The sequence below is a fragment of the Anaerovibrio lipolyticus genome (genome assembly GCF_021531495.1).
Classification (GTDB): Bacteria; Bacillota; Negativicutes; order Selenomonadales; family Selenomonadaceae; genus Anaerovibrio.
In genome coordinates this window covers 17,937-32,227 of the sequence record NZ_JADYTY010000007.1, presented here as the reverse complement: position 1 = coordinate 32,227, position 14,291 = coordinate 17,937, and the positions used below count along the sequence as shown (strand labels likewise).

Genomic DNA, 14,291 nt, shown 5'->3' with positions numbered 1-14,291 from the left:
ACCTACTCACCTATTGTTTCCTCATGTGCAGCATAGGCACTATGATTATGAATGGATTCAAAATTTTCACAAGCCAGGGAGAACCAACCCAATCCCTCTAGACCACGCATAGCCAGCACACCATCCCGAAGAATATCCTCTACAAATTTAGGATTTTCATAGGCGGTTTCTGTAACGTATTTTTCATCCTCCCGCTTCAGCAAAGGATAAATCTGACAGGAAGCCTGCTTTTCCAAAAGTTCCACCAAATCTTCAATAAGAATACATTCATAGCCTGGGCGGAACCTTAACTCCGCAGCCAAAATCCCCCGCTGATTATGAGCCCCATAACGGGAAATCTCCTTACTGCAAGGACACAAAGATGTATATGGGACTTTTACTCCCAGAGTAAATTCCAGAGCTTTGCCTCTAGACATCTTCCCTGCAAAGAAGCAATCCACATCCAACACGGAACAGCGGCCGCTAACAGGAGCCTGACGCTCCACAAAGTATTTGAAATCAATTCTAATAGCTGCCTCTTCGGCCTGCAGCTTGTCTAGGGCTTCACTTAATATTTCCGCCATCTCTGGCTCCGCCAGTGGCTTGGTGGACCAAGGATTCAGAATCTCCAAAAAACGGCTCATATGAGTGCCCTTGTATTCCATAGGCAGAGCTACGGTAAAGCATACCTTGGCTGTTACCTGCTGATAACCTTCTGCCTTGGTTTTTATCAGAAACGGCAAATAGGCATCCTTGATGCCTACACGCTGAATGGCAATCCCTCGCTGGTCAATACTATTCTGAACGTCCTTCACTGAATCACCTGCTTATCTATTAACATCATTTTCATATTCTACAGGATCTACCACACCAGCCTCACGGAAGCCCTTCAGGCGCAGCTTGCAGCTATCGCAAACGCCGCAGGCCTTGGCCCCTCCATTATAACAGCTATGGGTAAACTGCAAAGGTGCCCCTAAACGATTGGCCAGCTGCACAATCTCCTTCTTGGTCAAATCCTGCAAAGGAGTTTCAATGCGAATATGTCTGCCATCAGCCGCCCCTGCCTTGGTGGCATAATCAGCCAGATCTTGGAATTTGGCAATAAACTCTGGACGACAATCTGGATAACCAGAATAATCTACCGCATTAACACCGATAAAGATATGATCTGCCCCAATAACCTCAGCATAGCCCAAGGCATAGCTCAAAAAGGTTAAATTTCTGGCAGGCACATAGGTTACAGGAATGTCATTATCCTCGTGAACAATCTCCCCCTCTGGCACCTGAATATCCTTATCGGTAAGGGCAGAGCCTCCCACCTGATCCATATTGGTTTCAATAATCAAATGTTTTTTTACCTGATAAAAGTCTGCTATCTTTTTGGCTCCCTCCAGCTCAATGCTGTGACGCTGATGATAGTCAAAGCTAATAGGGTACAAATCATAGCCCTGCTCCTTGGCTACTGCCATACAGGTAGTAGAATCCAAACCGCCAGATAGCAAAATAACTGCTTTCTTCATTGTTTTTCTCCTTTTTTAGCAAAGTTCATTAACCACGGCCGTGAAGCTTTTTGATAGTAGCAGGAATATCCTTGCTCTTGTACACAGCAGATCCAGCTACCAGCACAGTTGCCCCAGCATCAATAATAGACTGAGCATTTTCCTCGTTAACGCCCCCGTCTACCTGCAGTTCAGCCTGAGAACCTATCTCATCCAAAGCCTTGCGAATGCGCTGCAGCTTGCTTATGGAACCAGGAATAAACTTCTGTCCGCCATAACCAGGATTCACAGACATAACCAGCACCATATCCACATCTGGCAGCAGTTCCTCAATCATAGCAACAGGAGTGCCAGGATTCAGGGATACGCCAGCCTTGCAGCCTAAAGCATGAATAGCCTGAATCATGCGATGAGGATGCTTGGCAGCCTCCACATGGAAGGTTATATAATCTGCCCCAGCCTTGGCAAAGGCTTCAATATGGGTATCAGGATGCTCTACCATGAGATGTACATCAAATACAGCATCAGTTATAGGACGAATAGCCTTCACAATGCCTGCTCCCAAAGTAATCTCTGGCACAAAGGTACCATCCATAACATCAATATGGACAAATTCTGCCCCTGCATCTACAACTTTTTTTACTTCTGCTCCCAAATTAGCAAAATCTGCGGAAAGGATGGAAGGAGCGATTTTTATCATATCAATAAGCCTTCTTTCTCTCATTAATTGTCTGTAAAATATTCAAATAAGCCTCATAACGGGCCTGACAAATAGCCCCTGCTGCCACAGCCTCCTTAACAGCACAATCCGGCTCATGGCTGTGAGTACAGGTATTATAATAACATTTTTCAATGTAAGGACGGAACTCTGGGAAATAATGAGCCAACTGAGCCTTGTCTATATTTTCCAGCTCTGCAGCACTAAAGCCAGGGGTATCCACCACCGTGCCTCCCTCTGGCAATGGCAGCAGACAAGCTGCTCTAGTGGTATGCTTGCCCCTTTTAATCTTGTCACTGATTTTGCCAGTGACCAGCTCCAAATTGCTATCTACTGCGTTAAGAAGAGATGACTTTCCTACCCCGGAGGGGCCGGCAAATACCGTTACCCGCCCAGTAAGCAGATTTTTCAATTTCTGAATTCCCTGACCTTCCTGAGCCGAAACCATTAACAATTTATAACCTGCCTGCACATAGTCCTGCAAAAAATCCGCCTTTTCCTCCAGCAAATCACATTTGTTAATGCAAATAACAATCTCTGGAATCCCAGACCACTCTGCCAAAACAAGGAAGCGATTCAATAACAGCTGATTCAAATCCGGCTGGCGTGCTGCAAAGGTTATCAAAACCTGATCAATATTGGCCACAGCAGGTCTTTTCAGCAAAGTTCGCCTAGGAAGACACCTTTCAATTACACCGGTGCCGTCCTCCAGCATTTGATACTCCACATAATCGCCAGTAACCACTGCCCCCTTATTTCGCTTAATTCTGCCCCTCAGCCGGCAGGACAAAAGCTCCTCCTGTCCTGCCACCTGCAGATAGTAGAATCCATTATACATTTTTATAACCTGAGCTGTTGGCATAGCAATTCTCCTATATGCACATCCTATTTCCCACGAATTTACTGAGCTGCACCGGTGCTGGATTTGCCAGCATCAGTTTTGCCCTTGGCAGTAGCTGCTGAAGGGGTAGGAGCCTGATTGTTATCACTCTTGGCTCCACCACTGCTGCCAGAGGATATAATCAGGCTGACACTACCGCCTTCAGTGGTGGTACTGCCTGCTGACGGACTCTGACCGATAACAGTTCCCTTTGGCCTTGTGCTAGCTTCCTCACTAATTCCCCCCAGGGACAGGCCATTGGCCTCCAAATTAGATTTAGCACTATCTACACTAAGTCCAGTATAGTTCTGAACTGTAATTTCCTTCTTTTTCTCACCTAGACTTACAGTAATATCCACTGTCTGTCCTTTGGTAATCTTGGAACCGCTTCTTGGGTCCTGATTAATAACTGTACCTGCAGGTTCCTTGGCATTTTCCTCAAAAACAGCACCAAGCTTCAAGCCCATCTTCTTCAGCTTTTCCTCAGCATTACTGCGGCTCATGCTTTTCAAATCCGGCATGGTCAGCTCCTGACCACCCTTGCTGACAGTAATGGTAACCAGACGCTGTTCCTTAACCTTGGCTCCCGCTTCTGGATATTGAGAAACCACCTGACCGGCTGGCACCGAATCATCATTGGCCTCCACTATCTTTACCCGCAAATTCTTATCCTCCAAAATCTGCTGCGCCACCACAGAGGACTTGCCTACCACATCTGGCACGTTGATTTCCGCAGAGCTCCAGAACTTGCCAAAGGATAGGAAGGAACCTACAAAAAAGCCCATGAGCAAAATACCCACCAAAACAGCAATAAAGCTCTTGGATTTAAAAATGGATTTTTCTTCCTGTGGCTGGTACTGAGGCTGATAATCTTCTCTACTGCCTATTGGCTTATTAGCAGGACGTTCTGACCTCTGCTCAGCCATCATCTCCGGCGTGATGCGAGGTATCATTCTGGTAGCAAAAGGATCATTGGAAACTGCTTCCTGGCTAGTCCCTCTGTCTGCCAGCATGGCTTTGGCCTGATTCAAATCAGCGTATAACTCCGTACTGTTAGGCCTATCGGCAGGATCCTTGGACATAGCCTTTTGCACAATAGCCTCCAGCACTGGAGGTATAGATGGATTCAGCTGTCTAATAGGCACTGGCTCCTCCTGCAAATGCTTCAGGGCAATGCTAACAGAGGTCTCACCATTAAAAGGCAGCTGCCCGGTCAACATTTCGTAAAGAACCACCCCCAGAGAATAAACATCTGATTTAGTGGTAATCACCGTCCCCTTAGCCTGCTCTGGAGAAAAATAATGCACAGAGCCCATGACGCTGCCGCTGTAGGTCATGGTAGAAGCAGAAACTGCTCTGGCAATACCAAAATCAGTTACCTTGATATGACCATCAGGCATAACCAGAATGTTATGAGGCTTAATATCACAATGAACCAAATTATTTCTATGGGCAGATTCCAAAGCGCTGGCTATTTCCTTGGCAATCCGAACAGCCTCTATAGGCTCCAAACAGCCCTTCTGCTGGATAACCTCCTTCAGGGTAGGGCCTGATACATATTCCATAACAATGTATTGGCTTCCCCCATCCTCCCCAACATCGTAGATATTGACAATATTGGGATGAGCCAGCTTGGCTGCTGCTGTAGCCTCTCGACGGAATTTTTCCACGAATTCTGCATCGTTGGCATATTGCTGATGCAGAATTTTTACGGCAACTGCCCTATCCAGCAGCTTATCCTGCGCCTTGTACACATCAGCCATGCCGCCACCGCCAATAAGCTCCTGCAGCTCATAACGTCTGGCTAAAATACGCTGTATCATGAAACTTTACCCCCTATTTTGCAAAATTTATCTATTCATTAAATCCTGTATAATTCTCCGGGCAATAGGTGCTGCTGTGGAGCCACCACCGCCACTATTTTCCACAATAATCCCAAAGGCTATGGTTCTGCCTGGCAGCTCTGCCGAGCCAATAAACCAACCGTGATCAGCACCAGCACTATTTTCTGCTGTGCCAGTTTTGCCTCTCACCTTGATACCAGATACGGCTGCAGCGCCGCCAGTACCATTTTCTACTACATTCTCCATATAACTATTAATCAAAGCTGCCCGCTGACTGGTAGTAACCTCCCGCCATTGAGCAGGCTCTCCCTTGCGAATACATAAGCCCTGAGGCGAAATTACTGCATCCACCATGTAAGGCACCATCATTTTGCCACCATTGGCAAAGGCCTGAGCCAGCATAGCCATCCGCAAAGGCGTTACCAGCAGGGAGGACTGGCCTAGACCTAGCTGGGCAATATCTCCCTGCTCCAGCTTGCCAAAATCCGGCAAATGAGAGGCAGTTTCCTGTATTTCTCCCTGAAAGGTATCCGCAAAACCAAAACGCTGGAAAGCATCCTGCAAGCCACTGCTTCCCATCCGCATAGCCAATGTACCAAAGGTAAAATTACAGGAATGAGTCAAAGCCTCCTTTAGATTTACCTTGCCGTGGACAGCTCCGTGACTTTCCTCGATATACTCATTACCAATTTGCAGCTTGCCTGTACAATTAAAGGTTTCATTCAAATCTGTAACCTTTTCATCCAAAGCTGCATCTGCCATCATTGCCTTAATAGTTGAGCCAGGTGGGTATAAGCCCTGAGCAGCTCTATTCAGCAAAGGACTATCCTGCCGGTTAGACAGCTCTGACCACTGAGCCTCCACCACAGAAGGGTCCACTGCTGGCTTGCTAACCAGGGCCAGTACAGCCCCAGTATTGGCGTCCAGCACCACTACAGCGCCTCGATACTCCCCAAGAGCATCATAGGCTAGCTGCTGCAATCTGGCATCCACTGTCAGCTTAATATCATTACCTCTATCAGCCTGCAACAGCTGTCCTATAGGCCCCATGCCCCGCAGTTGTCTTGACTGACCAGATAGCTCATCTCCCAAGGTACTTTCCAGACCGGCACTGCCCAAGGTCTCCCCTACATAACCAGTAACAGGAGCCATAGCTGCCCCATAGGGATAGCTGCGCTGTCCCGGTGCATCGCTGTAGGCCAGCTTTTCACCATGAACATCCAATATACTGCCCCTGACCATATCCAAAGCTGCTCCCCTGCGATTCAAGGGATTGGCATTCAGCTCTGGACCTTGAATAAAGTCTATATAAAGCAGATAACAAAACAATAGACCAAAACAGCCTAGCAAAAAGAGACTGCAATGAAGAATCTGCTTTTTGATTGTCTTATCACCCATAGCTACTCCTTTTTGGCCATAGCCATTAACAAGCCTAGCATAATAAAGCCGGATACCATAGAGCTGCCGCCATAACTGATAAAGGGCAGGGTAATACCTGTCAAAGGCAGAAATTTTGTTACCCCGGCAATAATGATAAAGGCCTGTAGATAAAAGCTAATGGACAGTCCTGCGGCAATCAGCATATATAGCTCCTGACGACAAGCCAGAGCAATGGATATGCCACGATAAAAGAACAGTGTATAGGCCAGCATAACAGCTGTACAGCCTATAAGCCCCAGCTCCTCCCCAATAGCCGAAAAAATAAAATCTGTGTGCACCTCCGGTATCAGCCCCGGATGTCCGTGAGTCAAGCCAGTGCCCCAGGTTCCCCCGGCGGCAAAGGCAAAAAGGGATTGCACCACCTGATAGGCCTGACCAGCAGGATCCACCCAGGGATTCAGCCAAATATCAAATCTTACCCGTACATGACCAAATAGCTGGTAGCTTAGGCAGGCTCCTGCCATAAAAAATCCCAAAGCTATAAAAACATAGGATTTGCTGCCGGTAGCCATATAGGTCATAAACACCGCCATGCAGAAAAACAGCAAAGCAGAGCCCAAATCCCTTTGCACCACAAACATCAATATAGCCATGCCCCATATGCAAAGCAAAGGAGCAATAAACCTCAAAGGTGGCAGCTTGAGAGGCCCAAAGCTACGCTGGGCATCTTGCAGTACCTGCTTATGGTCTGACAGATAGGCTGCCAGAAACAGCACCAGCAGAATTTTACCAAATTCCGAAGGCTGCACCTGAAAAGGTCCCAAAACCAACCAGTTTTTACTACCGCCAATCTCTGTACCAAAAATCAAGGATAAGCATAAAACTATCAAGGTCAAAATCCCTAGAATATATTGATACTGCATTAGCTCCCGCAGCTTGCTGGAAAGGCGCAGTACCACCAACAGCACTGCCAAGCCTATAATCAACCACCTAAGCTGTGGTATACACAGCACCGGCTTCAACCTACCCAGCATCACGACGCCAATGCTGGCAAAGAACATCACCATAGGCAGCAGCCACTGATCCTGAGTAAAATTACTTTTTAGCAGGAACAGCTGAACCGCAAAGGAAGCAGCAATGGCCCCTCCAGCCCAGCACAACACGGTATAATCCTGATTGGGGTACTGCTTCAACAGCAAAATACTCAGCCCCACCAGCATAATTCCTGCATCTATCCCCAATAATATGAGGCTTTTATTCTTCATGATATTTCACCACGATAACACTTATATTATCTAAGCCTCCGCCAGCCTTGGCACAATCCACCAAAGAAGCCGCCGGATTGGTACAGTTTTTGGCCTCCAGCACCGTTCTAATAGCCTCCTCTGTTACCATATTGGTAAGGCCATCAGAACACAGAAGCATAATATCTCCAGTTTCCAGAGTAAATTCCCCTGTATCTACCTGAACAAATTCTTCAACTCCTACAGCTCGCAGCAGCATATTCCGCTTGGGATGATTTTCTGCCTCCAAAGGAGTAATACTGCCACTGGCAATCAAATCATTTACATAGGTATGATCCTGGGTAAGCTGCCGCATATTACCTTGGCGCAGAAGATACAAACGGCTATCTCCTACATGAGCCCAAATCCCCTTGCCTTGGCCCAAATGGAGGCAAGTGGCCGTTGTACCCATTCCCTTCCGTTCTGGATGAGAGCGGATACTGGACAAAATAGCCCGATTGCCGGCAATAACTATTTCCCGCAGGCCATCCTGATCCATATTCTGTCCCCGCTGAGCTAACAGCTCCTCCATAGTGGCTGTAAAGATATGGCTGGCTACTTCGCCGGCCACATGGCCACCCATGCCATCAGCCACAGCAAAATCTGAAGGCGGTCTGCACAGCAGGCTGTCCTCATTAAGATTGCGGTGCAATCCTATATCTGACATCTGAAATACTTCTATCAACTTTTTCACCGCCCAAACTGGAAGCTTACAGTACCTATGTTAATAATATCTCCAGATTGCAGATATTGACGGCCATTAATCTCCTGGCCATTTACATAGGTTCTATTTACACTTCCCAAATCCTGTATTACATACAAATTATTCATCAGCTCTACCACTGCATGATGATGGGACACATAGCCATCCTGAATGACAATATCATTATCTGCCCCTCTGCCAATAGAAATGCTTTGGCCAAAGGCAAAGCGCCTGCCTACCATAGCTTCATCCGCAGCCTCCAAAACCGTCAGCACTGCCTCATCTGGAGTTATCTGGGATTCTGCATAGATATCCTCCACCACCGGCTTGGCATCTTTTGCCATAAACCTTACTGCCTTATACACAAAATACAACAAAAAGAAAAGCATGCCATATTGCAGTCCCACACTAAGGACCTTTATAATCATGGCTGTAGCTTGCATTTATATCACCTCATACAGCAATACTGTCTCACCAATAGTAATCTCATCTCCTGCATGAAGCAGTTGAGGAGATAACACTCTTTGTCCATTGACAAAGGTACCATTCAGACTATCTGCATCATAGAGAATATGTCTATGTCTTTCATAGGCAATATAGGCATGTACTCTGGAAGCATTCCCATCTGTCAAAATAAAATCATTATTTACCCGTCTGCCAATATAAATCTGTTTTTCACCAAATTCCAAATATGAATCTATATCCGGTCCCTCCAAAGCCAGCAGACTAACAGTTTTGTATTCCACTGGCAAATTCATAGGAGGATTGAATTCTGATTTATCCAAAATAATGGTGTTACATTCCACCTGCTGTGGTATGGAGTCAATATCTTCATCATCTGTAAAATTGGCTGTTACCACACAGGTTCCCTTGTCAATATTTTCATCGCTATTAATGGTAATAGATAAATCCCCATCCATAAAACAATCATTGCTAATAACCAGTTTTTCCGCCTGGATATACAGATCATCCAAAAATTTCCGGACACAAAGCCGCTGATAATCCCCCGGCGTCAATTCTATATAAAAGCAGTTAGGCACTATAGTTTCCTTGTGGCCTTTTTTGCGGCGGTGCAAAAGCTCCCGCTCCATCTGCTTCATAATCTCTGATTGCTCAACAGCACCGCCTAGCTTGCGGTTAAAAAATCCCTCTATATGAGTCTCTAAAAATGATTCGAGCTTGCCTATTGACATAAAAATCGAACCTCCTATGGAAAGCTTTACTTATCTATTATAACCCTTATATTGTACAAAGAAAATGCCTCTCCATTTTCTTATAATATGATAATAGCTATCATTGATCCAAATGCTTGTTGCGAAGCTGTCCACAGGCAGCCTGTATATCATTGCCCATTTCCCGTCTAACTGTAGCCGTAATATGATGCTCCGTCAGATAATTGGCAAAAAACTCTATACGAGCCAGAGACGGACGCCGCCAATCCCTTTCCGCCACAGGATTGATAGGAATAAGGTTCACACTGGCCAGCTGTCCCCTTAGCAGGGAAGCCAGCTCTCTGGCCTGCTTAAGATTGTCATTAACCCCATCTATCAATATATATTCATAGGTTACCCGTCTGCCAGTGGACTGGCCATAATCCCGTCCTGCCTTCAATACATCTGCCAAAGGATATTTGCGATTAATAGGCATCAACTCAGAACGCAGTTCATCCTCTGGAGCATGAAGGGAAATAGAAAGGGTAATAGGCAGCTCCTCAGCAGCCAATTTATAAATATTAGGCACAATGCCAGAAGTAGACAGGGTAATACTGCGATAGCTCATGCCAAGGCAATAATCCTCATGGAGCAGGCGAATATAAGCCAACACATTATCATAATTATTTAAAGGTTCCCCTGAACCCATAATAACAATAGTGTCAACCTTCTGTCCCTCTTTGGCCAGTAAATCGTTTATATAGTAGGTCTGGGCCAGCATTTCCCCAGGGGTAAGATTCCGCACCATACCATGTAAGGTGGAGGCACAAAAACGACAGCCCATATTACAGCCTACCTGAGAAGATACACAAATGCTATTGCCATAGGGCTGACGCATCAAAACAGTTTCCACCCCGGAACCATCAGAAAAATTCAGCAGGAATTTGGAGGTTTTGCCATCCCCGGAATCCATCTGATCCACTCTGGCGGCCCTATCAATTACATAGCCCTCTGCCAATTTATTACGCATATCCTTGGGAAGATTCTGCATCTGCTGAAAATCAGTAACACTTCGCTTGTAAAGCCATTCTGCCAGCTGCTTGCCTCTGAATTTAGGCAGGCCAAGACCTAGAACCAGCTCTGTTAATTCAGCCAGATTTTTGCCAAAAATATTTTCCATAGCCTATTTTCTCCTCATGCAGGCAATAAAAAACCCATCTGTGCCATCCCGCTGGGGATAAAGCTGTACCATTGCATCCTCTCTTGGAACAGGCAAACGGCTGCCTGTATGCTCCAACTGAAATTCTGCATTATCCTTAAGGAATTTTTCCACCACAGACTGATTTTCCTCCCTAGCTATAGTACAGGTACTATAAACCAAAATTCCTCCCGGCTTAACACAGACTGCACCGCTTTTTAGTATCTCCAACTGCAGCTCTGGCAGCTCCTTCAATAACTGCTGAGTTTTGCGCCAGCGGGAATCTGGCTTCCGACGCAGAACCCCTAGACCTGAGCAAGGGGCATCCACCAGAACCCTATCCGCCTGCTGAGAAAAATCCTGATGAATCTCTCTAGCATCCTTCAGCATAGGATCTATAATATTAATGCCCAACCTGGCCGCATTTTCCATAACTCTCTGCAGCTTGTGGTCATAAATATCACAGGCCACAATCCGTCCCCGATTTTCCATAAGAGCTGCCATATGGGTAGTTTTGCCACCAGGAGCACTGCATACGTCCAGTACCAGCTCTCCCGGCTGAGGGTCCACCACATGAGCTACCAGCATGGAGCTTTCATCCTGCACCTGACAATAGCCCTCCTGCAAAGGAGCCAGATTATCCAGTGAACCGTAATTTTCCAATACATAGCCTTCGTCCACCAGTTGACTACGGGTTGCCTCTACCCCCAGAGAAGTAAGCTGCAAAAACAGCTCTGATGGACTGGTTTTCAGGGTATTGGTGCGAATGGTCAAAGGAGCCTGCTGATTGTCAAACTGACACAGCTTTTCGGCTTCCTCATAGCCAAACTCCTTTATCCAACGGCGTACCAGCCACTCAGGATGCTGCTGAGACAAAGCTAGCTGCAGGGTAGCATTCCCCTTGCCCTGAGGAAAATTACCCTTTTCCGGCTCCCGCACCATAGTTCTTAATACACCATTAACAAATTTTGTCGCGCCCAGATTGGTAAATTTCTTGGCCAGTTCCACAGATTCATTACAAGCAGCAGAAGCAGGCACCTTGTCCATGTAGCGCAGCTGGTAAGTACCTAGCCGCAGAATTTCCTGCACCAAAGGATTAACCTTGTTCCAAGGCCGTGTCAAATATTTTTTGATAATCCAATCCAGAGTTCCCCCTGCCTTGACAGCACCATATACCAGCTCTGTCACAAATCGCCTATCCATATCAGACAGCTGGCCATGTCTTAGCTCCTTGGCCAGTGCCACATTGGCATAGGCTCCCTGCTGGTGGACAGCAGTCATAATTTTCAGAGCCGCTTCCCTTGCCTTATCCATTAAATAAACTTCTCCTTTATAGTCAATCAAATATGCCGAAGAATATCCCGATTTTTCTAATGCTTTTCATCCTTTGATGGCAAAATCAGAATCTCCTCTATGGCCCGACGAAATTCCTCCAAATCCACATGGGTATTGTAGCAGGGGCCATTAGGCCGTAGATTCAGCACCCCCACAGAGGGAATAGGGTAAACATCCTGAATACCGCTGGCCAAATCCCGCTCACAGGCAATGGCCACCACTGCCTTGGGCCGAATCTTCATAACAGTTTGCCGAGCTAGGGTTCCCCCTGTAACTACGAAGAAATGAAAGCCCATTTCCTCTGCCATAGTTACCAAGGCACCAATATCACAGCCCCCACAGCGCCTGCAATTATTAGGATCTCTAGTTATTTTGTGGGGACAGGTAGCCAGCTGCAAACAATGAGGTGTTACCACCAAAAGCTTATCCGGTGTTACCTTTAGATGACGATTTTTGATAATTTGGTTGCTAACTGCCACAAAGGAGCCTTCAATCCTTCGTCTGGGGATATGTAATAACCGCCCAGCTCCCAGAGCCACATAGAACAATATATTCATTAGCCCGTAGGTCTGTCGATGCAGGAAGCGGGGCACCGGCCAGCCCATAATGCCAGCCACCATACTGAATATTCCCAAGGCCATTAAGCCTGCCAGAACTAGCAGACACAGGCCAAAAACCTCTGGCAGCCAGCTATTCAGCTCCAACAATCCTGGGCGGGCAATCCACCACATAGTAGCAAATACTGCCACCAAAGCCACAAAACTGCCTGTCATCAAGCTGACAAACAATCTCTTAGGATTCCTACCCTGATTATCCGTATAACATTTCATAGCTTTTCCTCAGAATATCAGTTAAAGATATCTCCAACTGCTACACCATGACCACGAAGCAAATCCCCTGCGCTCATGCGTTTTTTACTAGGTGGCTGTATCTCCAGCACCTCCAGCAGACCTTCTCCTGTAGCAATACAAAAGCTGTTTTTTCGCAGCTCTACCACTGTACCAGGTGCCTTATCACTGTTGCTGTTCTCTACCTTTGTACGCCAGAACTTATAGTTTTTGCCATCCTTCATGCTCCAAGCCACAGGCCAGGAATTTAAACCTCTAATGAGATTATGTATCTCTACTGCAGATTTGCTCCAATCAATATGACCGGTTTCCTTATTCAGCATACCGGCATAATTAGAAATGCTATCATCCTGCTTTTCTGGGGTTATAGTGCCATTGGCCAAACCATCTATAGTTTCTGCCAGCAGCTTTCCCCCCATAGCCATTAGCTGGTCATGAAGCTCCTCTGTGGTCATTTCCTCAGTAATAGTAACCTTGTCCATTAACAGCATATCACCTGTATCCAAACCAGCATCCATCAGCATGGTAGTAACACCGGTTTCCTTTTCTCCGTTAATAATGGACCAGTGAATAGGTGCTGCCCCTCTGTATCTTGGCAGTAAAGAAGCATGCACATTAACACAGCCCAAAGGAGGAATATCCAAAATCCGCTGGGACAGAATCTGACCAAAGGCCACTACTACAATCAAATCCGGCTGTAATCTCTCCAGCTCTGCAGTAAATTCCTCGGTTTTGATTTTTTCCGGCTGCAGCACTGGCAGATTATATTCCAAGGCTTTCTGTTTTACAGGAGATGCCTGCAAATTATGGCCTCTGCCCTTTGGTCTATCAGGCTGGGTAATTACTGCCAAAACCTCAGTCTTGGCCTGCAAAACCTCCAAGCAGGGTACAGCAAAATCCGGTGTACCCATAAATATTGTCTTTAGCTTGCTCATTGCTTTTTATCTCCATTCCGCAGGCTCTTAGCCACATCAATAAACAAAGTTCCCTCCAGATGATCCAGCTCATGCTGAATACATCTAGCCAAAAGACCGCCAGCAGCCAAGCGCTTTCTCTTGTTCCAGCGATTGGTATATTCCACCACTACCTTGGCAGAGCGCTCCACATCCCCAAAAACATTAGGCACGCTAAGACACCCTTCGGAATCTATCTCGCTTCCCTCACGCTCCGTAATTACAGGATCTATCAGCTCCAAAAGTCCATTGTCATCACCAACATCAATAACTACACAGCGAATGGATTTGGCCACCTGAGGGGCTGCCAAACCTACCCCATCTGCACTGTACATGGTTTCAGCCATATCATTCAACAGCTTCCTCAATCTGCTGTCCACCTTGCCTATAGGCTCAGCCTTCTGCTTCAACACAGGATTACCTGCCTTGACAATCTCCAAAACTGCCATTTATATCAACCTCCAAAATTACATCATAACTAATTAATTTTATCACACCTACATAGAAATTGACAACATAG

15 protein-coding genes are annotated in these 14,291 nt (G+C 46.3%); all 15 read right to left on the bottom strand.

The features are described from left to right. Positions 1 to 2: 2 nt before the first annotated feature. Positions 3 to 794 (bottom strand): GTP cyclohydrolase FolE2, encoded by a 792-nt coding sequence (gene folE2 / locus I6E26_RS04235; protein WP_235320608.1) that lies wholly within the window; start codon positions 792 to 794, stop codon positions 3 to 5. A gap of 12 nt (positions 795 to 806) precedes the next feature. Then, complete coding sequence (queC, locus tag I6E26_RS04230) at positions 807 to 1,499, bottom strand: 7-cyano-7-deazaguanine synthase QueC (protein ID WP_235320607.1); 693 nt, start codon at positions 1,497 to 1,499, stop codon at positions 807 to 809. A 28-nt stretch (positions 1,500 to 1,527) separates the two neighbouring features. Next, positions 1,528 to 2,178, bottom strand: coding sequence for a ribulose-phosphate 3-epimerase (gene rpe, locus I6E26_RS04225; RefSeq protein WP_235320606.1), 651 nt, complete (start codon positions 2,176 to 2,178; stop codon positions 1,528 to 1,530). Position 2,179: 1 nt separating this feature from the next. Next, complete coding sequence (gene rsgA, locus I6E26_RS04220; protein ID WP_235320605.1) at positions 2,180 to 3,058, bottom strand: ribosome small subunit-dependent GTPase A; 879 nt, start codon at positions 3,056 to 3,058, stop codon at positions 2,180 to 2,182. Between the two features lie 38 nt (positions 3,059 to 3,096). Continuing rightward, positions 3,097 to 4,899, bottom strand: coding sequence for a Stk1 family PASTA domain-containing Ser/Thr kinase (gene pknB, locus I6E26_RS04215; RefSeq protein ID WP_235320604.1), 1,803 nt, complete (start codon positions 4,897 to 4,899; stop codon positions 3,097 to 3,099). 27 nt (positions 4,900 to 4,926) lie between these two features. Beyond that, entirely contained in the window at positions 4,927 to 6,318 is a 1,392-nt protein-coding gene (locus tag I6E26_RS04210) for a peptidoglycan D,D-transpeptidase FtsI family protein (RefSeq protein ID WP_235320603.1), read from the bottom strand. Positions 6,319 to 6,320: 2 nt separating this feature from the next. Beyond that, complete coding sequence (locus I6E26_RS04205) at positions 6,321 to 7,565, bottom strand: FtsW/RodA/SpoVE family cell cycle protein (RefSeq protein ID WP_235320602.1); 1,245 nt, start codon at positions 7,563 to 7,565, stop codon at positions 6,321 to 6,323. Then, positions 7,555 to 8,250: a Stp1/IreP family PP2C-type Ser/Thr phosphatase gene (locus I6E26_RS04200; protein ID WP_235320601.1), complete on the bottom strand. Its 696-nt coding sequence runs from the start codon at positions 8,248 to 8,250 to the stop codon at positions 7,555 to 7,557. Before I6E26_RS04200 ends, I6E26_RS04205 begins: the two co-directional genes overlap by 11 nt. Positions 8,251 to 8,273: 23 nt before the next feature. Next, positions 8,274 to 8,630 carry an FHA domain-containing protein gene (locus I6E26_RS04195; RefSeq protein ID WP_235320600.1) on the bottom strand — a complete coding sequence of 119 codons (357 nt, stop codon included), beginning with the start codon at positions 8,628 to 8,630 and terminating at the stop codon, positions 8,274 to 8,276. 99 nt (positions 8,631 to 8,729) lie between these two features. Then, complete coding sequence (locus tag I6E26_RS04190; RefSeq protein WP_235320598.1) at positions 8,730 to 9,479, bottom strand: FhaA domain-containing protein; 750 nt, start codon at positions 9,477 to 9,479, stop codon at positions 8,730 to 8,732. A gap of 100 nt (positions 9,480 to 9,579) precedes the next feature. After that, positions 9,580 to 10,617 carry a 23S rRNA (adenine(2503)-C(2))-methyltransferase RlmN gene (gene rlmN, locus I6E26_RS04185; RefSeq protein ID WP_235320597.1) on the bottom strand — a complete coding sequence of 346 codons (1,038 nt, stop codon included), beginning with the start codon at positions 10,615 to 10,617 and terminating at the stop codon, positions 9,580 to 9,582. Positions 10,618 to 10,620: 3 nt separating this feature from the next. Continuing rightward, positions 10,621 to 11,949, bottom strand: coding sequence for a 16S rRNA (cytosine(967)-C(5))-methyltransferase RsmB (rsmB, locus tag I6E26_RS04180; RefSeq protein WP_235320595.1), 1,329 nt, complete (start codon positions 11,947 to 11,949; stop codon positions 10,621 to 10,623). Between the two features lie 56 nt (positions 11,950 to 12,005). Continuing rightward, positions 12,006 to 12,800: a DUF116 domain-containing protein gene (locus tag I6E26_RS04175; RefSeq protein WP_235320593.1), complete on the bottom strand. Its 795-nt coding sequence runs from the start codon at positions 12,798 to 12,800 to the stop codon at positions 12,006 to 12,008. Positions 12,801 to 12,817: 17 nt separating this feature from the next. Continuing rightward, complete coding sequence (gene fmt / locus I6E26_RS04170) at positions 12,818 to 13,753, bottom strand: methionyl-tRNA formyltransferase (protein WP_235320591.1); 936 nt, start codon at positions 13,751 to 13,753, stop codon at positions 12,818 to 12,820. Next, positions 13,750 to 14,220 (bottom strand): peptide deformylase, encoded by a 471-nt coding sequence (gene def / locus I6E26_RS04165; protein ID WP_235320590.1) that lies wholly within the window; start codon positions 14,218 to 14,220, stop codon positions 13,750 to 13,752. The genes fmt and def overlap by 4 nt, the downstream gene beginning before the upstream one ends. Positions 14,221 to 14,291: the final 71 nt, after the last annotated feature.